Genomic DNA, 23,846 nt, shown 5'->3' with positions numbered 1-23,846 from the left:
GGCAAGTACAAGTTTATCGCAAAATCATGTTGCGAAAGGTAAAACTTTACTACAATCGCGCTCTTTGAGCTAATACAAACAATTTACAATGACCAATTCAAAGATAGAACAACAAACCATTGCCATCGTTGATAAGCAACTTGATGCCTACAATAACCGCGATATTGATGCGTTTGCCGCGACCTACCACGATGACGTAGAAATTCATGCATTTCCTGGCGGATTGCAGTACCAGGGCAAAGACGAATTAATTAAACGTTATGGTGCTAAGTTTGCCTCGCTAGTGTATTTAAATGCCACGTCGTTAAATCGTATTGTGAATGGTAGTTTTTTGGTCGATAAAGAGCGAGCCTGTAGCGCATCACACGACCCAAATATTATTGATACCGATGTAGTGGTGATTGCAAGCTACCAAATTGAAAACGGTTTAATTAAACGCGTATCGTTTATGCGTGACTAAAGCCTTCAAAAACTAACAAAAGGGTTAACTGTGAAACGACTATTTATGGTGTGCTTAGGCGGTAAAGTAAGCGGCTGCAATATCGAAATGCATGATATTCGATTTGTCGTAGGCGAAACCATAGAACAAACGTTTAACGTACTGAAGCAACAATGGTGTGGTGATAAAGCTAAGGTGCATATGGACAGCTACTGTGAAATAAAACACATCGACGGCTTTGAAATTTCGCTATCAGAGCACCCAGAGCCAAATCAACACACCCTGTTTTTTGTCAACTTAGGTGCGTATTACCCGGATCACATCATGGAGCAGCACAGTTTCGAATTAATCGTGGCACAATCGTCCGAACACGCAAAACAAATCGCGCTTTCGCGTGTGCCGAACAATTTATCTAAACCACATAAAGACCGTTTAATGGCGGTGGATGATTTATTATCTGTCGACTTAATTGATGGACTTTATATCAAGTTAAACTACTCGGGTAAGCGCCAAACAATCAAACCAAATTGGTTTGGTTATCACCCACTATAACTACGACTATTTTCGTAAAAACCACCTACTATTGCATTTCGAGCAAAAATTAACAAATCTAAATCACACTTTTGATCTCATGGTTTTGTATCAATTTCATAAAAACCTGACAAATGTCCTGTCATGAAAATTGTAAGCTATTGAAATATAGCTATTAACATCCATTTACATAGCTAACCTAGGTGGCAGACGAGCAATCTCCTTACTTATAACCATTTACTATTAACTTATAGCTTTTTAGTAATTTATTAGTTTTTGTTTCACATTAAATTAACAATAGATCCTCATTTGGGTCCAAAATGGCAACATCACAATAATTCTAGGGAATACTATGAATAATAATAAATTATTAAAAAATAGCTTATTAGCCACGCTAGTACCGCTCGCAATCAACGCTAACGCAAATACATTAAGCGAACCTTCACAACTTGCTGAAGTACAAGCTAAATTAGTGGGTCAAGCTCAGCTTTCGACACAATTCATTATTAAATACAAAACGCAAACCGCTGCAGAATTTGCACATACTGCAGATACGCAATCTTTTGCACCGCGCGCTTCAGCACAATCGTTTGTATCAAACTTCAAATCGAAGCTTAAAAAGCAATCTCGCTACGTGCGCCCTATGGCTATGCAAGGCCTTCACGTAGTAAAAGTAGACGGCAAGCTATCTGCACAAGAAACACAGCAATATATGCAAGACATGATTGCATCTGGTGATATTGAATACATTGAAATCGACCAAATGTTACAACCATTTGCTACGCCTAATGATCCGCAATACTCAGATCAGTGGCACTACTATGAAGCAAACGGTGGTCTTAACTTACCGAGCGCATGGGATAAAGCAACAGGTGCTGGCGTAACTGTTGCGGTACTTGATACTGGTTACCGTCCACACGCAGATTTAAATGCAAACCTACTGCCTGGTTACGATATGATTTCAAACACTTTCGTAGCAAACGATGGCGGTGGTCGTGATAACGATGCACGCGATCCTGGTGATGCAACTACAACGGGTGAATGTGGTACAGATAGCTCAGGTCAACCAGTACCACGTTCAGATCAAAGTTCAAGCTGGCACGGTACTCACGTAGCGGGTACGGTTGCAGCAGTAGCAAATAACGGCGAAGGTGTTGCAGGTGTAGCATACGACGCAAAAGTTGTACCAGTACGTGTACTTGGTAAATGTGGTGGTTTAACGTCAGATATCGCTGACGGTATTATTTGGGCATCTGGTGGGTCAGTATCTGGCACCACAGCGAATGCTAACCCTGCATCTGTTATTAATATGAGCTTAGGTGGTTCAGGTGCGTGTAGCGCGACCACACAAGCAGCAATTAATACTGCCCGTGCAAATGGCGCAGTAGTTGTTATTGCAGCAGGTAACGATAACGATAACTCTGCAAACTACAACCCAGGTAACTGTTCAGGCGTTGTAAACGTAGCATCTGTTGGCCGTAACGGTGGCCGTGCATACTATTCAAACTATGGTGCAAATATTGATGTTGCAGCACCAGGTGGCGCACAGAGCTTTGCAAACGATCCTGAAGGCGTACTTTCAACTTACAACTCAGGTTCAACAGGCCCAGGTAGCGACAGTTATGCATACTCGCAAGGTACATCAATGGCTGCGCCACATGTTGCCGGTGTTGCTGCGTTAATCAAACAAGCAAAACCGTCTGCTACACCTGATGAAATTGAACAGATCCTAAAATCAACAACGCGTTCATTCCCTGCTACATGTAACAACTGTGGTACCGGTATTGTTGATGCACTTGCTGCTGTAAATGCGGCATCTGGCGACACTACTACACCGCCAACAGGCGATAACATGTTAGAAGATAAGGTTGCTAAAACTGGTCTTTCTGGCGCTAAAAACGCACAGTCGTTCTTCACAATGGAAGTACCATCTGGCGCAACTAACGTAACTTTCACATTAGCAGGTGGCTCGGGTGATGCAGACCTTTACGTGCGTGCTGGCAGCAAGCCAACTACCTCAAGCTATGAGTGCCGTTCTTGGAACTCAGGTAACGGTGAAACCTGTTCTATTGATAATCCAACAGCAGGTACTTATCACGTAATGCTAAATGCATACACGGCTTTCTCTGGTGCGTCACTAACAGGTGATATCACATCTTCAACAACAGGTGGCACTAATGGTGGCGGCGGTTCAGTTGATAACGTATCAGCAAGTCGCGGCGCTTGGAGCCGTTACACAATTGACGTACCAGCAGGTATGTCAACGTTCACTGTAACGCTTTCAGGTGGCACAGGTGATGCGGATCTTTATATTCGCAACGGCAGCCAACCAAGCACGTCATCATATGACTGTCGTTCGTGGAACGATGGCAACACAGAAACCTGTACTATTAACAACCCAGGTGCAGGTACATGGCACATTGGCGCATATGGTTACAGAGCATACTCTGGCGTAACCGTAGACGCACAATACAGACCTTAGAAAACTCTCTGAAGACAACAAAAGGCCGCACATGCGGCCTTTTTTATATTTCAAAACCTTCAAGCGCTTCGGCTTGAAGCAGCCATATTTTTTACAACACACGTATCACTTTAACTGCCCTATCACTATAACATCGCTGTCTTTCACATCCATTTCACATCTATTGATTTAAAGTGCCTGTCATAAACCGCTCAGTCATAACGATGGCCTAGCGAATAGCATTAATAATCGCACCCAAGGAAAAAATAATGATTAAGAAAAATTGGATGAAAATTACCCTTACAACAATCACAGTTCTCACATTGCTGGCAATTTTTTGGTATACCAAGTTTGCCTTAAAACCCTATCAGATAACGCCAAATCAGCTAGCAGAAACCTACAGTTATCAAGTGGAAAACGCCAACGTTACATTAACACAGCTTGAAAACGGTCATTACGCTATTAATTACCAAAGCTTTGATGGAGAAAATGTAAACGGCCAGTTGGTGTACCCTGAAAACTATGATGGCAGCAAACCTGTGCCCTTGTTGATAGGTGTTCACGCAATGGGACGAAGCTACATTCGTTGGCTACAAGATTCATTTAAAAATACCGATACCATTGAACAAACCGATGAACTAGCCAATATGGCGCTTGCCAAAGGGTATGCGGTGTTAGTTATTGATGCACGCAATCATGGCAAACGTAAGAACTTGGATTACAACATAAAAAAGGTAATGTATGATTTATGGTTTTGGGGCAAACGCGAACCATACGAAACCATGATAATTGATACGGTTAAAGATCACCGTGTACTTTTAGATTGGGTCGCAACACAGCCGCAATTCGACCAAAACGAAATTAGCGTGGCAGGTTACAGCATGGGTGGTCAAATTAGCTTAATTTTAGCGTCACTTGATACCCGTATAAATAAGGTGTTATCAATTGTACCACCAGCTTCGAGTGATAATGTTGCGCGTGTGTCGCCACTCAATTTCGTTAAACAGTTGAGTGCAGAAAAAACCTGGTTAGTTACCGCAGATAACGACCAATATGCCAATAAACAAGAAAACATTGCACTATTTAACGCAATTGCAAATACGCAAAAACATCATATTGTTATTCAGGGCGAGCATGAGCTTCCTGAAGGCTACTACACACAATTAGAAGGTTGGTTCGAGTGACAAAAACCTCACCACTACGCATTTTAGTGATTGAAGATAATGCAGCAATTGCCGAGAACATTGCTGATTTCTTCGCACTAAAAGGCGACATACTGGATTTTGCATATGCTGGCGAACAAGGCGTCGAATTGGCCCTGACAGCGTATTTTGACTGCATTATTTTAGACATTATGCTGCCCGATATTGAAGGCCTTGAAGTCTGTAAACGGATAAGAGAAAAAGCTGACCGCCATATTCCCATTATAATGCTAACCGCCAGAGATACATTAGATGACAAACTGGCGGGCTTTCAGCATGGTGCTGATGATTACCTCACCAAGCCATTTGCATTAGACGAGTTATATATGCGCTGCTGTGCATTAACACTTCGTCATGCAAGTCAAAGTGCAGAACGAGCACTCAACCTTGGTGAAGCCGATAAACAGCTCGTGCTTAATTACCAGCGTCAACAAGTTACGCGCGCCGGCACACCGCTGCAGCTCTCCCCGATGCTTTTTGGTATTTTAAAAATTCTGATGGAAAGTTACCCACGTGCGGTATCTAAAAGTGAGCTTTGCGAACGTATTTGGGGTGAAGACGGCACTGATTCTGATTCATTACGCTCACATATTTATCAGCTGCGAAAAGCCGTTGATAAACCGTTTGCCACACCACTTATTAAAACCATTCACAGTGTTGGTTTAGCACTCGATATTTAAACGAGCCCAGTTATGACAGCAAAGCAACTTAGAAACAAAATCGTTACTTACTTTGTTTCAATCGTAGTACTTCTAAGCATTTTATTTTCACTTGTGACCTTAATGTTTAGTTTTGTGGTTGAAGACACTTTCTTCTATCAAATTCTAAACAGTGAAAAGCAACAAGTACTCAGCCAAATTAAAAATGGGCAAACACCTAAGCCCCATTTTGATTTTATTACTTACCATAAAGACCAAAGTACTTTGCCAAACCTTGTGCAACAAGCGCTAAGCAACACACCTAAGCGAAGAGAATTTAGCGGCGATAAGAACGAGCATTATCACATCGCCTATCTCGATGATAATCAGCGTCAGCAACATATTTTACTGGCCGAGGTAAGTCAACAATTAGTGGTAAACCGCCTAACTAACAAGCTGTTCTATTTCTCATTCGGCTTACTGTGCTTAGGTATTTTACTGGCGTTAGTGCTTGCGTTTGGCACAGTTAAGTTAAGTAAAACCTTACTCAATCCACTCGATGATCTAATGAATATCGTCGACAATAGCCCGGTTGAAAAGTTACCGACAAAATTCGCCGCACAATTTAAACAAAACGAGATTGGCCGATTTGCGCAAACATTAGAGGCAGCGCTTGCTCGCGTAAGTGCATTTATAACACGAGAACAACAATTTACTCGCGATGTATCCCACGAATTGCGCACCCCGCTCACGGTAAGCCAAGGCGCTGTAACATTATTAACCCATACCGAGCTAAGCCAAGCACAGCAAAAATTTGTTACGCGCATTAGTGATGCCAATCAGCAAATGCACGAGACTATTGAAACGTTACTCGCCCTTGCCCGTGAAAAGCAGCGCAATACCGAGCACACCAACTTAAAATCGGTTATTGAAAACTGCATCATTAAAAATCAGGCACTATTAAAAGACGTAACAGTAGACATTAACTTGGCCGATAACGCCAATGTGGCAATGGGGGCATTAGAGCTTTCACTCGTCGTCCAAAATTTACTGCAAAATGCCATTTACCATGGCCAAGGTTCGCATATAAAAATTGAGTTTCAAAACAATGTGCTCACCATCGCAGACAACGGTAAAGGCTTAACAGATACACTCTCATCGCAAAGCGTATTTGAAGCAGGAAAACGTGGGCCAAATAGCCATGGCAGTGGCATTGGCCTATCGCTGGTAAAAAGATTATGTGAAAAATACTGTGTTAACGTCTCACTTAGCAGTGACAATGGAGGCGTAACGATTAGTTTAACCTTTGCCTAAGCCCATTTACTTAAGTGCGACAATTTAAATAGCAATCAACAATTGGCACTTAAGCAAGCTTATTCACTAATCCACTTTTTCAATTTGGCTATCACCGTTTGTTGCGATATGGGTTTGGTCATATAATCGTCCATTCCCGCATCAAGGCAGCGCTGTTTATCGCCCTGCATGGCATTGGCGGTCATTGCAATTATCGGAATATTTATTGCGCTATGTCCTGCCTCGCCCGATTTAATTTTAGATGCGGTTTCATAACCGTCCATTTCCGGCATTTGGCAGTCCATAATAATTGCTGAATATTGGCTTGGTTTGTCCATGGCTTTAAGAGCTGCTAACGCATCGTAGCCGTTTGAGGCAACATCTGCAGTTACCCCTAAGTTTTTCAAAACACTCAACGCGACCATTTGATTTACTGGATTATCTTCAACTAACAATACGTGTACACCATTAAACGTAGTGGTGTCTGTATCATTTAAATTGGTCGGCTGCTCGCTTACATCACTGGTATGCTCAGATGAGTTTTGCAGCGCACTGTTAAGTACTTTAATCAGGCCTTTTGGCGTAACGGGCTTTGCCAAAATCGCGCTAATATTACCCGCTTTACACGCATCACTATCGAATTGTTTATTAATTGGCGCCATCATAACTAGCTGTGTTTTATTCGTTTTCGTGAGGTACGTTAATTGCTGTTTTAATAGGCCATTTTCATACAACTTAGCATCCATTAAAATCAAGTCGATAGTTGCTAAATCACTACTTAAATGTGCCGTTACCTGCTCAGCTGAATTGGCAACGATTGTGTTTGCTGACTCGCTCTCTAAAACCTGTTTTACCACTTGGCAATTAGTTTCATTTTCGTCAGCAATCAACACCGTTAACAACTCAAATAGTGGGCCTTCATTTACCTTGTTTGGCTGCGCGATGTTTTTCACTAAACACGTTACGTTAAAACAGCTGCCCTCGCCTAATTTACTTGTAACCGTTACATCGCCGTGCAGCAGATTACAGAGTTTTCGTGTAATGCTGAGGCCAAGCCCAGTGCCACCGTATTTTCGTGTGGTCGATGCATCTCCTTGGCTAAATGCGTCAAATAGCGAGGTTACTTTATCTTTGGCAATGCCGATGCCGGTATCTTGAATTTCGCAGTTTAGCTGACTGAATCCTATTTTTTCGGAGTCACAAAGCTCTGCACGGATCACAATTTGACCTGACTCAGTAAACTTAACGGCATTACTTAAAATATTGGTGAGTATTTGGCGAATTCGCCCAGGATCGGAATTTACATGACTGACCGACATGGCGTTGATATCTAAAATAACCTCAACATCTTTTAACTGTGCATCAAGGGCCACAGATTCTGCGAGTTTTTCAAGTAAGTTACGCAGATCAAAATCAATGTATTCAAGTTCAATGCGATCTGCTTCTATTTTTGAAAAATCCAGAATATCGTTAATCAGCGTCAGTAACGACTTTGCACTTGAACTGGCAATGCTCACGCGGTGTGCTTGTTCGTCGGAAAGCCTGCTGTCTTTTAACAGTTGCAGCATACCAATTACGCCATTCATTGGTGTGCGGATCTCATGACTCATATTGGCTAAAAATTCAGACTTTAACTTCGTTGCAGTTTCTGCTTTTTGTACGGCGAGTTTGAGTTCTTTGGCTTGTTGCTCAAGCGACGCCGTTTTTTCAGCAACTTGCTCTTCTAACGCCACTACAAATTGCTTTTGCCGAGATATCTCACTTTGTTGCAAACGAGTGCGCAGATAAATCATTAAAACAACCAATGCACCGGCAAATAACGTGTAAAGCGTATAAGCCCACCAGCTTTTGAAAGGCGAAGGCGCCACATTTAAGTCGATTGAAAGCAGCTCGTTACTCCATTTCCCAGCACTGTTAGTTGCTTTAACTTGCAAGGTGTAGCTTCCGCCATCCAAATTAGTAAATGACGCAATATTATTGTTACCTAATTCTATCCAGTTGTTATCGTACCCCTCAAGGCGATAGGCATACTGATTTTTGCTGGGTGCTGCAAAATCTAACACCGAAAACTCAAATGAAATAAAGTAATCTTGATACGATAAGTCAATTTCTTTGACATAAGAATACGGTTTTTCGAGCTTTTTCTGCTCGCCCATTTTGCTAAACCCAGTCAGTACCACGTTAGGTGATTTAACTTCGTTTTCTTCAACATCAGTATTAAAGTATTCAACCCCACGTTGGCTACTAGTGAATAAAGTATTGTTGGCACCCACAACCAAGCTGTTTGCGTAATAATTTGCCCCTAAAATCCCTTCACTGCCATCATAGTTAACGACTTCATCAGTACTTGGGTTTAAAGTAGAGATACCCTTATTAGTGGTGAGCCATAAGTTGCCGTTTTGATCATCTACCACAGCACGAATTAACGATGTAGCAAGGCCATTTAAGACGCTGTAATGCTTAAAGGTTTGGCTGCTGGGTTGATATAAATTGAGGCCTTTTTGCGTTGCTATCCAAATCGCGCCATTTTTAGCTTGGTAAATATCTTGTACGATACTACCCAATAAAGTTTGCTCGTCGGCTTCATCCATTTTATAAACCCGAAAACGCTGTTTATCGGGTAACCACAGGTTTACGCCATTGCCGGTGCCAACCCACATGTTGTTGTCGTTATCGCGCATTATTTTAAGCACTTCAGGATGCGATAAGCCGTTGTTTTCGTCTAAATGTGTAAAGGTTTTATGGGTTGTGTTGTATACGTACACACCATTTTTGTAGGTGCCAATCCATAAGTTACCGTGTTCATCGAGCGCTAACGCCCGTAACTCTCTAAATTCTTGGTAATTTTCAGCGGTTTTAGGGTAGCGGATTATGTCAATTTTCCCAGTTGCTAAGTTGTATTTGGCAAGCCCTTGGTCTTGTGCAATCCAAAGTAAATTGGTGCCTTGTTTTAATACAATGGGTTTTTCCACAGCCCCACTATTCGCCAAACCGTTTTCTTTAGTGAAAAGAGGACCCGAAATAGGTTCTAAGCTTTTCGCCCGTACTTGCCATTTAAACAAGGCGGAAGAGGAAGCAGCAATAACTACATCGCCATTTTCGTCAACTGTTATGCCATTTGGCGCACTTAGTTGCGAGCTATTAATCGATTTAAATTTACGCTGTGGTGTCAGTTTAAAAATGCCGTGCACTTCATTTGTGATCCAAATAACACCAAAAGAATCCTCAAAAATAATGCGAAAGCCATTGTTGTAACCTAAATCTAGCCGCTCAATTTCCTCTATATCATTGGCATAGCGATAAATACCTGTTGCTGTAACAAACCAAACAAATCCGTCTTGGTCTTCTATCATCGAATTTACTTGGCCAAGTGCTTGCTGATCTACATTTAAAATAGCGGTGAAACTGCCGCTATTTGGCTCAAACAAAAACGGACCTTGTTGCGTGGCGACATAAAATGTTCCGCTTTTGGTTATTAGCATGCTTCTAATTTCGTTGGCCCCAGTTGGGGTTTTATTATTTGGGTTTGGAAAGAAGTGCTTAAACTGCTGAGTGTTTTTGTTAAATAGATTTACGCCATAGCTGGTCGCTACCCACAGAAAATTGTCGTCTTTGTCTGCGATATCCCAAATACGGTTATGAGATAAACTCGGCTCCGAGTCACCGGTTTTTGTAATGTGCTCAAATTGACCATTGCCCAGATATTTATTAAGCCCACCATCGTAGCTGCCAAGCCAAATAATGCCTGTTTGGTCGTGCAATAATGATTGAATGCGATTAGAAGATACCGAGTTTGCTCGCGATGCACTGTGTAGAAAGTTTTCAAATCGCCCAATTTTAGGGTCGTAAAGATTAGCGCCGCCGCCCCACGTGCCAATCCAAATTCTGCCGTCGTTATCGAGCATTAAATTACCCGCATCATTATGTGATAAGCCGTTTTCGTTCACTTTATTAAACTCAAACAACACAACCTTGCGACCATCAAATCGCATCACCCCATTTTCAGCGGTACCAAACCATAAAAATCCTTGATTATCTTGAATAATTGAATAAATTTCTGAAGACACAAAACCATCTTCAGTGCCCAGCTTTTTAATCGCATACTCGTTGATCAGCGACGACGATTGCCCATTAGCCAACGCATTACTCGCAGTAAATGCAAATAATGTCATTGCAAGCCAGATTATAAATAACGGTATTCTTGGGTTCATGTCATTTTCAAAGACTTTTAGTTATTAACACAATAATAGACGTTAAATATTAAGACCTGTTGATTTTTGACGAGATTTTCATGAACACTTAACTTTTATTTAGAAAAGGTAACCCCTGATCTTTTATATTGATTGGGCTTTGGGGTTACACGAAGAGCCGCACTATTACCAAAACAGAAAAGTACAAATGCAAAAAAAGGCAGCGGTAGCTGCCTTTTGAACTAGAATGAAAACTTATTTCGCCCACACATCGGCAACGCCCGGCTCTTCGCCTTTAGTCCACCATTTTGCTGTGTAAGTGTCATTATTGTGAGTCACCTTGTCACCTGTGTTGTAAACAAGGTCAGCACGCCATGCGCGAACTTGACCGTCATTTGGAATAACTTCTTCCCACGGGCCGCCAAGATCTGGACGGTCGCCTTGTGTCCACCACTTCGCTTTATACTCCACACCATTGTATAGCACCGTATCGCCACCGGTGTAAATTGCATCAGCATTCCACGTTGTGCTGCCACCGCCATCTACATTAGTTACCGTTACTATGAAGCTTTCTGTTACAGCATCAGTACCGTCTGATACCGTTACTGATACGCTCAAGTTCGTATCTGCTGCAACTTCACCTGCTGTAAGCGTCACACTTGCGCCACTGCCAGAAAGTGTTAAGCCCGCAGGTACATTCCAGCTATAGCTTAGTGTATCGCCATCCGCATCTGATGCGGTAACGCTGACAGAAGCTGATTTACCCTCTTCCACGCTAACATTAGCAATTGGTGATACTACTGGCGGTTCGTTAATCACTACCGTATCTGATACCACGCGAATAATCGCCGATTTAGTTACAGTATCTGTGCCGTCTGATACAGCAACGGTTACTGTGTAATCAGTATCTTGCGTTACCGTTGGTGCCGTAATTGATACCGTATCTGTGTTTACACCAGAAAGCGTTAAGGCTGCATCGCCTGTCCAGCTGTATGTTAGTGGGTCGTTATCACGATCACTGGCTGTTGCGAAAAGTGAAGTACTTTCACCTGATTTAACCGTTGTAACACCCGGTACAGAAACCACAGGTTTAGTGTTACCACCCACAACGCCTAGGCCTTCGTGCATTGCATTTAAAATATCGCCGTTGTCAGCATCAATTTCCCATGCAAATAAACCAGCAAGGCCTAAGTTGCGAACATACTGACCTTTCGCTTTTACTGAGCGCGGGCTATCGTATGTGATTAATTTACCGTTTGATTTATTCCAAACATAGGCACCTTCAGCCACGTCATCATAGCCAACCTCAAAACCGTTAATGCCGGTTTCTGCCGCGCCAATCATATGAGCTTTAATGCCTTTGTAATCAATTACGCCTGCTTCCCACACACCTTGTGCAGTAGTGCCAGTAAGTTTACCGTTACCCGGTGCTGTCATTGGGTTTGCGCCGTCTGTTGTATTTGCTGGGTATACACCTTCCCAACCACGACCATACATCGCCGTACCTAATACAATTTTCGCCGGATCTAAACCTTGTTGTAACAACAATTGAATACCGTTATCTGTGGTGTACGCAGGGCCTTTACGCGGCTCGCCTTTATCATCAAAACCAGTACCATTACACTCATCTGTACTCATATGGCTACCACAGTAAAGCGCTGTTTGGTGACCGGTAACATTGTTCCAACCACCGTAGAAGTCATACGTCATGGCGAAGATGTAATCCATATATTGCGCTGCTTGCGGATAGTTAACGTCTTCAATTTTGTCATAACCCATGCCAATTGCAGAAGTAAGTTGGTACGGTTTGCCAATTTCAGCTTCTAACTCATCTAGCATGGCGCGCAGTTCACGCATTAGATCAATGTATGCTTGACCGTCTTTTGCTGGATCACCAAGGTTTGGGTTTGGACCGCCGCCACCAGGGAATTCCCAGTCAATATCTACACCATCGTAGAATTTCCAAGTTTTTAAGAAATCTTTCATAGATGCTACGAATACATCGCGATTCGCTTTTTCAGTAAAGCCGTGGAATGGGTCTGACAGTGTCCAACCACCTACCGATGGTAAGATTTTTAAATCTGGGTAACGCTGCTTAAGCGCCATTAACTGTGAGTAAGTACCGCGAATTGGGTCTTTTGCATCTACACCCGGCAGTGACTTTTGAATCGCGGCCCATGGGTCGTGAATAACCACTTCGTAATCTTGTGAATCAGCACAGGCTTTTTGTAATGCTCGCCAGCTGTTACCGTTCTCTATTTCTTTCAGTGACTCATTTGCACCACAAATTGGAATAAAACCGTACAGAATATGCGTTAGGTTTTGGCCCGGCACTTTGGTTACATCAAAGTCGCGGCCATAAATGCCCCATTCAACAAAATAAGCACCTACAACGGTGTCTGGCGAGGTACCATAGTTACCGTTATTTGGATCTACATTCATTGGTAACGGATCTAAGTGACCACCGTCTGTATCAGCAATTACAATTGGTTTTGGCGCGCTTGCCGCACACACAGTGCCTTGGCACAATTCAACCGTTAACTGATGACGGCCCGATTGCGTGTATGGAAAGGTAATTGTGCCCGACTTAGTACCAGCAGCAAGTGTGCCTTCGTTTACGACTACACCGTCAAATTTTACTTTGTAGCTGTCGCCACCTTCACCGCTCCACGCATTCCATTTGATTGCAATATCAACTACATCTTTGCGTGTAACTAATGACTTATACGAACCTTGACCATCAATATTTACATCAACAAATGAATATTTTTGGTCTTCCCAACTTAAACTAGGTGCAGAAGGCGCTGCAATTACATGCCCAGAACAAAGTGCAACTGCCACTGCTAGAGATAATTTTTTAATCATAATGTTTCTCTTTAAATTTTAAAAACCCGCAACGTCGCAAAACCAAGCCGCCGTTGCGGCAAGGGGTAACTAAACTAGCTAAAGCAAACTTATAACTCGCTTTAGCCGATTAAATTAAAGGGTTTGCCACACTGAGGCAGTACCTGGCTCATCGCCTTTGGTCCACCAGCGTGCTTGGTATTTTTGCGAGTTATGGCTCACAACATCACCCGCCGAATACGCTTTGGAGCTCAACCACGCATCGTTAGTTGATTGTGAAAGTGATTGCCACGCATCACTGCGATTGGGTTTTTCGCCTTGCACCCACCATTTGGCTTTATAAACCGTACCTAGGTAGGTAACTTTATCGCCAGCGTTGTATGCTTTGGCGGCATCCCACTCTGGCGGGAGTTCGGGGTTTACAGTAGTGTCGTTTACCGTTACCGAAAAACTTGCTGGAGTGCTTAACTTGCCGTCAGATACTGACACCTGAATCACAAAGTTGGCGTTCGCTGTCACCTCTGGCGCATTAAGGGTAAGGTTTGGTCCGTCTACACTGTAGGTGAACTCATTAGGCACAATGAACTGGTAACTAAGCGGGTCGTTTTCATCATCGAACGCATGCACATGCACCAAAGTTTGTGAGCCTTCGTCCATCACCACATCTGCTACTGGATTAACATTCGGCGCAGTATTTTCTGATGCAGCAATAACCGACAGCGCAAAACTGTAGTCACTGGATGTTGCATACACTTGATTCGACGCTAAATTCGCATCGTCGAACACAATATCGCCGCTGGCGTTTTTAACACCAACTTGCAATTCAGATGCGTAATCTAAATTAAGCTTTGCTGCTAGCTCACTTTGCCAAGTTGCTTGATTGCTAGCGTTAACCGCAAATAGCTGATTTACTACCTCAAGGCCACTTGCATCGAACAAACGCACTTGAACTGTGTCGCCAACATTGGCACTTTGACCTTGGCGAACAAAATAACCTAGCGGGAACCAGTCAACTGGTGTAACAGTGTCACGCTCGATAATAATATCGCTACAGTTGTAAAAACCTTCACCCACCACATCAACACGCTGCCAGCGGCTATAAAGCACTGCTTCACCGCTGCGCTCAGCAGGAATAGCGACGCTCATTTCATAGTAGCGCTTACCGTCAGGATCTTTTACAAACTCAATATTGTCGTGGCTTTGAATAAGCTCAATATTTTGCCAAGTTAACGTGTCGGTTGCAGGGTTAAAACCCGGCTTGGTCAAATAAAACTGCCAAAAGCTTGGGTTGTGCGGTGTGGTTGCACGATAACGCACTTGAATTTCACCATTAGCGTTTGGCGTAACCACGGTTTTTTGCCAATGTGCTGACGGTAAATTCATACCGCGTTTTTCATGGCTACCACCTGCACACAAAGTACCGTCGGGCACATTTGCTTCAACCGCAGCTTGATTTAGGTAATCGGGCGTATTAACTGCAAACTCATGTTCTTGAATAAACTGCACATGACCCGATTCTAAAAATGCTGCGCGACATGCCAAATTTGGAATGTTGCTGCCGTCTTCTGGCCACCAATACCCACCTTGCGCTTGGCAGATTGCTTGTCGAGCTTTAGGGCTATCCATATAGCCGTGTGCGCTGGCATTAAACGGCGCTGCAATACATGCTAATAGCACTGAACCAGAGAGCACACTTAGATTAAATTTGGTATTCATAATTTTCTCCAAACTGTGAGGCACACGGCCTCACCTAGGTTGCGTTATAAAGTACACACACTATCCCAGTCGGCAGAGGTGCCAGGCTCGGTTGAGGTCCACCACTTGGCTTTGTAAACCGCAGTAGATGCACCATCAACCATTAAATCACCGCCTGCAGCGTGTGACGGGTTGCCCGCCCAATCTGTTTGTGGAAAGTTTGGATAAACTGGAATCTCAGCTACAGCAACACCTTCACATGTGTCGGTGTTGTTGCCACCACCGTTACCGGCCGTTGCATCTGGTAGATGTGGGTATTCAAATTTCGCGGCGTATTGCTTGCCATCTTTTTCAAACACAAGGTTTACCGGGCCCGTAATTGGCATGTAGTACATCACTTGTGCATTAATGGTTTCGCCCGGCCCAAACGACTTAGCAGCGCCGCCCCACTCGTTAACAAAAGCAATTGAGAAACGGTGGAACTCGTTCTCAAATCCGCCTATGTTGTTGCCAGAAGCGTTTGAACGATTTACCTCAACGGCCATGCCGAGTTTTTCTTGCGCATTCCAGTTTGATTTAAAAATAGCCGACGTAGCCACGGGTACATCAAACGATACTTTTGCACCGCTCAAATCAATGTTTGAGTTATTGGTAAAACTAAAGGTTGGCGCAATTGGGTAGTTGTCGTCACCAATTGGGAAGTCTTTTACAACAAAGCTTACGTCTACTGCTTCTGCTGGTACTTGGTGAGTTTTTTCACCTTTGTTGATGTCGTACTTAGAACCCGCTTGTGCAAACTTGTTGTAGGCAAGCGTGGTCATGGTAGAACCCATAAAGTACTCTTTTTTCGCACTATCGTAATCAAAGTCACCAGCGAGTTCCCAGAACATAATACCGCCAAGGCCTTTGTTGATAACATAATCAAGCTTAGTGCCCATTGACTCTTCATCTTCAATCGACAAGAACACGTTTTTATCTGCATTCCAAAGCCAAGGCGCTACTGCCACTGAGTCGTAATGACGAGTGTACGTGCCGGTAAGTTGATCGGTTGGATCATTCGCCGGATCTAGGCCGTAATCTGCAAGGTAGCTTGGCAAAATACCGTTTTGTAGGTTTTTAACATGCCATAACGGGTTACTACCTGCTGGCATTTCGTTACCGTTTTCGTCAAGGTCATGCCACATGTTGTCGATGCCAACCGCACCGTTACCACATTTGTTTTTATCGCCTACGCCGGTACCTTTAGCACAATCAGCTTGGTTAGGTAACGCCGCACGTCCCCACAAACCGTTTTCGCCACCCGATACATCTTTAAAACCACGAGTATAGTAAGGCACACCAATGTTAATGCGACCTGCACTTAAACCACCGCGGAAGTAAGTAACAGCCCAGTCGGTATTTAAGTAGCCAATGCCTTCAAACTCTTTTGTGCCATATACATTCCACTGCGCAAGCTCTGAATCTAGCCCTGTATCGTAAAGCGCTGCATTATGACCAACGTGATCATTCCATGCACCGTGCAAGTCGTAAGACATGATGTTTACGTAATCGAGGTACTTAGTTGTTTGGAAGGTTTCCATACCACGTAATAAGTAACCTGATGACGGCGATGCGATTGTAAGCATGTAGTGTTTACCAGCTAATTCACCTGCTTTATCAAGCTCTTCACGTAGGGTTTTCATTAACACTTGGTAAGAGGCATTTAGCCCCGCACGGCGTGCATTTGAAATTGGGAAATCATCAGGGTGACCCGAATCATTCATTGATGATGGGTATTCATAGTCAATATCAACACCATCGAAACCGTACGTTTCAATAAACTCAACCGCACTTTTTGCAAATGCATTAATGCCTGCAGTGTTTACTGAGCCATCTGCGTTGGTTGTCATGGTGTAGAAACCACCACTTGCAACACGGTTGCCGTTTGCGTCAAAGTAACCGCCAGTTTCTGCCCAACCACCTACAGAGATCAGTGTTTTAACGTCTGGATGTAGTTTTTTATATTTATTCAGTAAGTTGAAGTGACCTGTGTACGGCAATGTTGGGTCCATTTCAGCACCTGCTACACCTGGCCATTCCATATTGGTAGCAGGGTTACCCGCCGCACTTGGATCGCCAATTGAAACCTTGTTATTAGCATCAACATGGGCAAACGCGTAGTTAATATGAGTGATTTTATCCCATGGAATATCATCAACGAGGTAAGACGGCTGGCCATTTGCGCCATTACGCCAACTGGTGAAATAACCAATGACACGACGTGGGTGATCGGCACCCATATCTTCACGGCCATCGGCATCGTAAATAGTACAATACGGCGTGTTTACGCCCGGAGTTTGATATAAACCTTCCGGTTTACAGGCATCGCGGTCACCCGGCTGTGTAGAACCATCGACAATGCGGAAACTTAATGTTTGCGCATCGGACGTTGCGCCTTTGTCGTCGGTTGCAACAAGGCTAAATTGCGTATTACCAGCGCTTGTTGCGGTAAAATTAAAGCTGCCTGTTGCGCCAGAAATTTGCGCTACAGACGCGCCATCTTGAAACAGTTCAAGACGTGTTACTGTGCCATCTTGATCGCTCCCGCTCAAACTCAAGACAACGCTGTCATTTAAATTCAAGGTATTCGTACTTGCGTTACTTGTAAGCGTTGCTGTTGGCGCATAGTTATCTGGCACTACTTCTGCCACCGTCACGCTGTTTGCAACTGAGATGGTTTCACCGCCTTTATCATCGGTTGCACGCACAGAAATTTGATGCTGCCCTTTCACTGCAAGCCAAGTTGCTGAATATGGTGCAGAGCTTAGTGTTGCAATCGCCACACCATCAACCAGTACTTCCACTTTTACGACAGAACCGTCATTGTCAGAAGCTTGCGCCTCAATGACAACGCTGTCACCCTCAGTAAAAGAACTACCACTCATAGGTGATAAAACTTCGGCTAATGGTAATTCGTTTACTTGGCCGTTACCGCACTCGCCTAAACTCTTCCATTCTTGGTATTGACCTGAATGGGTTACCGGATCGGCTTGTGTCCACCACTTCGCCTCATAAGCAATATTGGCTTTTTGCACTTGCTGCCCGCCAGTGTAAGCCACGCCTGATTGCCATTCGGCAATATTTGTACAGTCCACTGCTGCATGGGCTGCCCACCCTGATACAGCTAAAGACAACACACTCATTTTGAATAAGCGCTTGCCCATTAATTTGTTACTCATACTTCCCCCTAATGGAATTTAGCTAACGTCATTCGACCATTTAGAGATAACACATGATTAACAATTAGTGAAATTAGAGCAACAACACTAGAAAACAATACCAAAAAGATAATTAAACCAATAATTACAGTAAGTTAAATAAAAACAAACACCTTATTACTAGGAAAAACAAACTAGGACACAATCATTAGGAACCCCTATTGGGTACATTTGTAAATTACAAGTAAATTCAATTTATAACCGCTTAAGAGCCGTGACCACTTACTTATAACCAAATTCATTTATGATATACCTTTATGTTCTAGTGTATTTACGAATTTTCACAATTAAGTAAACGTTTTGACTAATACCTGTAATAAAAGTAGGGACAATACGCGCAAAAATAATCCAAAATCGGCAAAGTAACGATTTAAAAAAGCGAGATATTCATCATTCCTGAAAGAAAGGACTAGAATTTTCAAAGGAAAAAAGTGAAATAGTTACTCGAAATATGGGTTAGGTAAAACGAATTGACTAAGATATTGGCAGTGTAAATCTCTATATATCGCATTGCTTAGCCTTAACTTCGTTAATATGCAGCTTAAAATCTTCACTTGTTGTAACCGAAATCACTTTAGTGAGTCGCGTGTTAAATTCTTCAAGCTGCCTATCGCTAAATTTAATATGCGTAAAGCCTGATAAAAACACTTCCATCTCACTGACATAACGTACATTCGTTGGGAGTTTTGTTTTAAAAGTCGCTTTATCATGAAACAGCACTAACGATTCGACACCGTCAACAACACCAAGTAACCGACTAACCGCTAAGCAATGCTTATAATTTTGTCTTAGTGGGTTCATAAATTGTGTTTTACGCCCTGTTAAAGTCTGCGTCCATTTCGCTTGGTGCTGACTACCGAATATATAACCACTGTAATTTTTGCTCTCAATTACAAATACGCCAACTGGTGAAACAATTAAATGATCAATTTCAGTAAGCTCATCATTATCGTTCGTTAACAGCACACTCGTATAGTGACTCACATTACTCATCGCCGATAACACTTTGTTGGTAATAACCTTTTCAATTAGATTATTTACAATAGCCTCCCCTTGAAGGCCACTTGAGCTGTTTGCATCATTAGCAACAATTTCAGCTATGGTATCTTTTAGTAAAGAGGAAGACTTATCTGAAACGTTTGTATCAGTATTCAATTTAATTGCATCTCGCTTTAAGTGAATGACTTCCCTTTCCTCTTTTCGTATAGGCAACTTACTCACTACAGGTTCAATACGTCCCGATACTTTATTAAGTAATGATTTAGCGGCACGTTTGGCAAACATTAGAATGATTGCTTTGACAACAGCGAAAACAAACATAATGACTAACACCAAAGCACCTATTTTAAGCACTAAGCTAAGCATATTATTGACTGGAACTGATGTTTTGGCTTGATATGGTTTCGTTACAACGGCTTGATTTGCTGACTCTGTAAGGTTTTGTGAGTGTAACTTTTTAGTTGTATAAATCGGGGTCAGTTTTTCAGGGCTTGTTGCTGTAGTATTTGTTTGATTAGCCTTAGGTAGCGTGACGGGGTTAACACAGTGCCTGTCAACAGAGCGTTTTGCCGTTTTGTATTGATTGGATTGCGGATATGCACTGTACTCTCTCACTTGGTTTTTCAATAAAATGCAGGTGCCTTCACTGTATTGCTCACTAGCGAAACTCACACAAACCACAAAATATAAAACAAACGTTAAAATCCCTTTATTCACGCTTTACTTACTCCACAATTCCTTTTAGCTTTGCAAAAGACCGCATGTATTCATTTGCAACCATTGGTTCATATTCTGGGTTTTTAGCCATAAGTACATACTGCGCGTCGCCATACTCATTAATCTGTTTTTTTACGTCTCGAAGTAAATATTGGCTATCTCCGGCACCATCTTGACGTTCTATCGCAACAGTTGCATGTTGCAGTGAGCCAGCACTTGTCGGAGTGACCCACTCAAGTAATAACAACTGTTCATCAATTATCGGAGACTTACCGCCATTCATCGAGTTACCACTTGCACGTGCTAGAAAATGTCTTTCAGGATCTAACTTGCCAAACCCCATTGGAATTTCCATATACTCCATATCACTTTCATCACCATTTTTGAAATGACCACATGCAATCTTTAAGTTTGGGAAATATGGCAACACTGCTACTTTTTCAAAGCGGTCGCTGCTCGATACGGGTAGCCTATTTTGCTCACTAATGATCAATTCATCTACTTTCGATTGTCTAATGCGTTTTGTATATTGCGCAAGTAAATAATCCGTAAGATCTAAAACCGCTGTATTTAAATTATCTACAATTTCGGAGGGTACATCGAAATCTGCAACAAACTTTTCGTTTTCAAGTTTGAACCATACATCACCACGCTTATTTGGCGTTGTAAAAGCTCTAATCGGATTTTTACTCCAGTATTTAAACCAAGCCTCAGACTCACTACTCTGATTTCTATCTGAATCACTTAAATCATAGGCTCTTAAATTAGGATAACGCTTTAATATTTCGCCACTTCTAATCGATAATCGCTTTATGCTAGGTGGGTTAACAAATCCATTTAAAGCGACAAATGCTTGCAATAAAATTGCTTTGAAGCTTTTAGTCATACTGGTTGTTTGAATGCCAACTTTCAAAAATTCAAAGTAAGGTTTAAGCACAAGCGCTTTAGCACTTGCCTCTTTATCAAAGCCTGGTGTATTTGCAATTAACCCAAACCAACCTGCATGTTGTTTGTTTACCTTTTTTAAGTCGCCATAGTGATAATAAAACTCAGTGACTGTCGGCAAGTGCCCTAATTGCTCAGCGAAGCAAACTAGATCTTCGCTCGCTGTTGTACGCTGCATCCTAGCCAACTTATGCCAAAAATCGCTTACTTCAAGGTCGATATTAATAAAACAACCTTCAGGTAGGTTTGGATCACCTAACTGATTTACAACACCTTTAGCTGTACTCTCATTAAATAGGGCAAAAGCTTTATTTAAAAAGCTATGGTGGTTGCCAATAAAATCAAGCACAACTAAATGAGTTTTACCTTCATTTAATCTAAGACCTCGACCTAACTGTTGGAGAAATAATATTTTCGATTCACTAGGGCGTAAAAATAAAATAGTATCGATACAGGGTAAGTCCGTGCCCTCGTTAAACAAATCTACAGAGAATAAAACGTCTACTTGACCATTTTCTAGCATAGTAAGCGCTTCATTACGGCGCACAGCTGATTCGCTGTGTACTGATAACGCATTTATACCGTTCATGTTAAACGTATGAGCCATAAAGTCTGCGTGTTTTTTTGAAATACAAAATGCGAGCGTTTTTGACTGCTTATATTTTTGCCAATGCTCAATTGCATGCTTGGCTCGTTTTTCAGTAGCAAATTTATTTTCTAATGATGCGGGGTCAAACCGTCCATTGCGCCAAGGAATAGCTTGATAGTTAACGTTACTATCCCAAATTCCGTAATAGTGAAAAGGCACTAGAGTTTCCTGATCGATCCCTTGCACTAAATTTCTTTCAAAAACTAAATTATTATCGCATAAGCTTAAAATATCAGCTTGGTCTGTTCTTTCAGGGGTTGCAGTAAGACCCAATAAAAACTGGGGCTCAAAGTGCGATAATAAATTACGATACATAGGTGAACTGGCATGATGAAACTCATCAATCACAATATAATCGAAGTGTCTTTTACTAAATTTAGCTAAGTGTTCAGGGCGCCCTAATGTCTGCACAGAGGCAAATATACAATCTGCCTCGTAATTTTTTATTTTGCCCGAGTAATAACCTGTTTCAAGTGGTAAAAGTTGTGAGTAGGTAGACTGTGCTTGTATTAAAATCTCCTCTCGGTGTGCAACAAACAATACGCGCTTCGCTTCTATTTGTTTCACATCAAACGCACTGAGCCACGTTTTACCCATGCCAGTTGCAAGTACAACCAAGCCCCTTTCAAACCCACTTTTTCTGGTTTTATTTAACGCTTCGAGTGCTTCGATTTGTTCTTTACGAGGGGTAATTTCAGCGTCTTCAGCAGTTGTTTCTCCATTTATACCAACTACGGTTTGCGGCTTTCTTCGTTTTATGTATTCGTCGATCCAATTATGTGTTAAAGGTTGTACCAAACAATGATTTATAATTTTTTCAAATGCTTTCCGAATAGTCCCAAATTCTTTTACCGACGCTTCACTATAATCAACTCTGACATTCCATTCATGACCATTTGTTAACGCACTCCTGCTTATATTGCTTGAACCAATAAATGCACAACCAGCTTGAACTTGGCTTTGAGCATTTGTTTTTACAAAGATATATGACTTTAAATGAAAACTTTGTTGGGACTTAGAGCAATAAATAAGAATTTTTGCTCCTTGCTCTGCGAGTATCATTAAATGTCTCAGTGCGATTGGGTGCGTTATATCTAAATAGTCTGATGTTAATATAGTAACTGACGCACCACTTGCTAAGGCTTCCAATAATGGATTAAAAAGCAAATTTATACCGCTAGGTTGGATAAATGATACGGCTATTTCAATTTCACTCGCATGATTTATAGCATAAACTAGCTGAGGTAATAACGGATCATCATCACCAACAAACAATTTTTGTGCTGATAATTGGACTCCCCCATCCACCTTACTCATTTAAATCTACTCTAGTAAGAATGGCGTTAAACCACTGCTCGTTTTCGCGCCCTGCTCGTCTATCACCAGTTATCCATGTGTTTGTAATTTTGAGCTGTGCGTTGGCAGCTAGAAGAGTTTGTAGTGCTTGTTCATTGAAGTCGGTAAATGCTCGGCCGTTGTGCTCTCTTGGGGCTAAATTTGGTTCACCATATTTGAATGATACATACATCACACCGCCTGATTTTAACGCGGCACTTAAACGGCTAAATACATCACTCAACTCAGTAAAGGGTACGTGTAATAAACTGGCGCAACACCAAATCGCATCGTAGCAGTTTTGTTCATTAATTTGTTGAAAGGTTTTATGTTCTACAGCAAACCCTAAAAATTCGCTGGCTTGTTTAACGAGTTCTTCGCTAGCATCCATTGCACTTACAGTAAAACCTTGTGCGGCAAATGCTTTGCTATCTCTGCCACTGCCACAACCTGCATCCAATATGTGGCCACCTACTTTCACATGAGGTAAAAATAGTTGATATAAAGGCTGCATATCAACATTAATCGTTGAATCAAAGAACGCTTTGGCGTGCGCATTATAGTATTGGATATTTTGGTGACTCACAGACGTTACTTCCTTAATTGCCTGGCGCAAGTTATAACGAAATTTAACAGAGTTTATTCATAAAT

13 protein-coding genes are annotated in these 23,846 nt (G+C 42.2%); 6 read left to right on the top strand and 7 right to left on the bottom strand.

The window, feature by feature from the left end; genetic code table 11:
• Window positions 1-88 precede the first annotated feature (88 nt).
• The 6 genes from AN214_RS12700 to AN214_RS12675 all read left to right on the top strand — a co-directional run bounded on the left by AN214_RS12700 (window position 89) and on the right by AN214_RS12675 (window position 6,585).
• Complete coding sequence (locus AN214_RS12700) at window positions 89-460, top strand: nuclear transport factor 2 family protein (RefSeq protein WP_054980064.1); 372 nt, start codon at window positions 89-91, stop codon at window positions 458-460.
• Between the two features lie 45 nt (window positions 461-505).
• Window positions 506-991, top strand: coding sequence for a DUF1543 domain-containing protein (locus AN214_RS12695; RefSeq protein ID WP_054980063.1), 486 nt, complete (start codon window positions 506-508; stop codon window positions 989-991).
• A gap of 331 nt (window positions 992-1,322) precedes the next feature.
• Complete coding sequence (locus AN214_RS12690; RefSeq protein WP_054980062.1) at window positions 1,323-3,452, top strand: S8 family peptidase; 2,130 nt, start codon at window positions 1,323-1,325, stop codon at window positions 3,450-3,452.
• 248 nt (window positions 3,453-3,700) lie between these two features.
• Window positions 3,701-4,615, top strand: coding sequence for a S9 family peptidase (locus AN214_RS12685; RefSeq protein ID WP_054980061.1), 915 nt, complete (start codon window positions 3,701-3,703; stop codon window positions 4,613-4,615).
• The gene (locus AN214_RS12680; RefSeq protein WP_054980060.1) at window positions 4,612-5,313 is read left to right on the top strand and encodes a response regulator transcription factor; all 702 of its coding nucleotides are present in this window, start codon (window positions 4,612-4,614) and stop codon (window positions 5,311-5,313) included. The genes AN214_RS12685 and AN214_RS12680 overlap by 4 nt, the downstream gene beginning before the upstream one ends.
• 12 nt (window positions 5,314-5,325) lie before the next feature.
• A complete protein-coding gene (locus AN214_RS12675; RefSeq protein WP_054980059.1) occupies window positions 5,326-6,585 on the top strand; it encodes a HAMP domain-containing sensor histidine kinase in 1,260 nt (419 codons plus the stop codon).
• 59 nt (window positions 6,586-6,644) lie between these two features.
• Here AN214_RS12675 and AN214_RS12670 read toward each other — a convergent pair whose 3' ends face one another.
• From AN214_RS12670 to AN214_RS12640, 7 genes are all read right to left on the bottom strand, one after another.
• The gene (locus AN214_RS12670) at window positions 6,645-10,775 is read right to left on the bottom strand and encodes a hybrid sensor histidine kinase/response regulator (RefSeq protein WP_082428566.1); all 4,131 of its coding nucleotides are present in this window, start codon (window positions 10,773-10,775) and stop codon (window positions 6,645-6,647) included.
• Window positions 10,776-11,009: 234 nt separating this feature from the next.
• Window positions 11,010-13,619 (bottom strand): glycosyl hydrolase family 18 protein, encoded by a 2,610-nt coding sequence (locus AN214_RS12665; protein WP_054980058.1) that lies wholly within the window; start codon window positions 13,617-13,619, stop codon window positions 11,010-11,012.
• A 114-nt stretch (window positions 13,620-13,733) separates the two neighbouring features.
• Window positions 13,734-15,314: a lytic polysaccharide monooxygenase gene (locus AN214_RS12660; RefSeq protein WP_054980057.1), complete on the bottom strand. Its 1,581-nt coding sequence runs from the start codon at window positions 15,312-15,314 to the stop codon at window positions 13,734-13,736.
• A gap of 44 nt (window positions 15,315-15,358) precedes the next feature.
• A complete protein-coding gene (locus tag AN214_RS12655; protein WP_054980056.1) occupies window positions 15,359-18,511 on the bottom strand; it encodes a glycosyl hydrolase family 18 protein in 3,153 nt (1,050 codons plus the stop codon).
• A gap of 537 nt (window positions 18,512-19,048) precedes the next feature.
• The gene (locus AN214_RS12650) at window positions 19,049-20,221 is read right to left on the bottom strand and encodes a nuclease-related domain-containing protein (protein WP_152960764.1); all 1,173 of its coding nucleotides are present in this window, start codon (window positions 20,219-20,221) and stop codon (window positions 19,049-19,051) included.
• Window positions 20,222-20,273: 52 nt separating this feature from the next.
• On the bottom strand, window positions 20,274-23,177 hold the full coding sequence (locus AN214_RS12645; RefSeq protein ID WP_054980054.1) for a DEAD/DEAH box helicase family protein: 2,904 nt from the start codon (window positions 23,175-23,177) through the stop codon (window positions 20,274-20,276).
• Window positions 23,170-23,781: a bifunctional 2-polyprenyl-6-hydroxyphenol methylase/3-demethylubiquinol 3-O-methyltransferase UbiG gene (locus AN214_RS12640; protein ID WP_054980053.1), complete on the bottom strand. Its 612-nt coding sequence runs from the start codon at window positions 23,779-23,781 to the stop codon at window positions 23,170-23,172. Before AN214_RS12640 ends, AN214_RS12645 begins: the two co-directional genes overlap by 8 nt.
• Window positions 23,782-23,846: the final 65 nt, after the last annotated feature.

This window comes from Pseudoalteromonas sp. P1-9, from assembly GCF_001399975.1.
Classification (GTDB): Bacteria; Pseudomonadota; Gammaproteobacteria; order Enterobacterales; family Alteromonadaceae; genus Pseudoalteromonas.
The sequence above is the reverse complement of the archived record's forward strand: the minus strand, read 5'-3'. Positions and strand labels throughout refer to the sequence as shown.

Excerpts from the sequence above, each read along its gene's own strand:
- AN214_RS12700 (WP_054980064.1), top strand. The coding sequence starts at position 89 with ATGACCAATTCAAAGATAGAACAACAAACCATTGCCATCGTTGATAAG.
- AN214_RS12695 (WP_054980063.1), top strand. The coding sequence starts at position 506 with ATGGTGTGCTTAGGCGGTAAAGTAAGCGGCTGCAATATCGAAATGCAT.
- AN214_RS12655 (WP_054980056.1), bottom strand. The coding sequence starts at position 18,511 with ATGAGTAACAAATTAATGGGCAAGCGCTTATTCAAAATGAGTGTGTTG.
- AN214_RS12670 (WP_082428566.1), bottom strand. The coding sequence starts at position 10,775 with ATGAACCCAAGAATACCGTTATTTATAATCTGGCTTGCAATGACATTA.
- AN214_RS12660 (WP_054980057.1), bottom strand. The coding sequence starts at position 15,314 with ATGAATACCAAATTTAATCTAAGTGTGCTCTCTGGTTCAGTGCTATTA.
- AN214_RS12665 (WP_054980058.1), bottom strand. The coding sequence starts at position 13,619 with ATGATTAAAAAATTATCTCTAGCAGTGGCAGTTGCACTTTGTTCTGGG.
- AN214_RS12645 (WP_054980054.1), bottom strand. The coding sequence starts at position 23,177 with ATGAGTAAGGTGGATGGGGGAGTCCAATTATCAGCACAAAAATTGTTT.
- AN214_RS12690 (WP_054980062.1), top strand. The coding sequence starts at position 1,323 with ATGAATAATAATAAATTATTAAAAAATAGCTTATTAGCCACGCTAGTA.
- AN214_RS12675 (WP_054980059.1), top strand. The coding sequence starts at position 5,326 with ATGACAGCAAAGCAACTTAGAAACAAAATCGTTACTTACTTTGTTTCA.
- AN214_RS12685 (WP_054980061.1), top strand. The coding sequence starts at position 3,701 with ATGATTAAGAAAAATTGGATGAAAATTACCCTTACAACAATCACAGTT.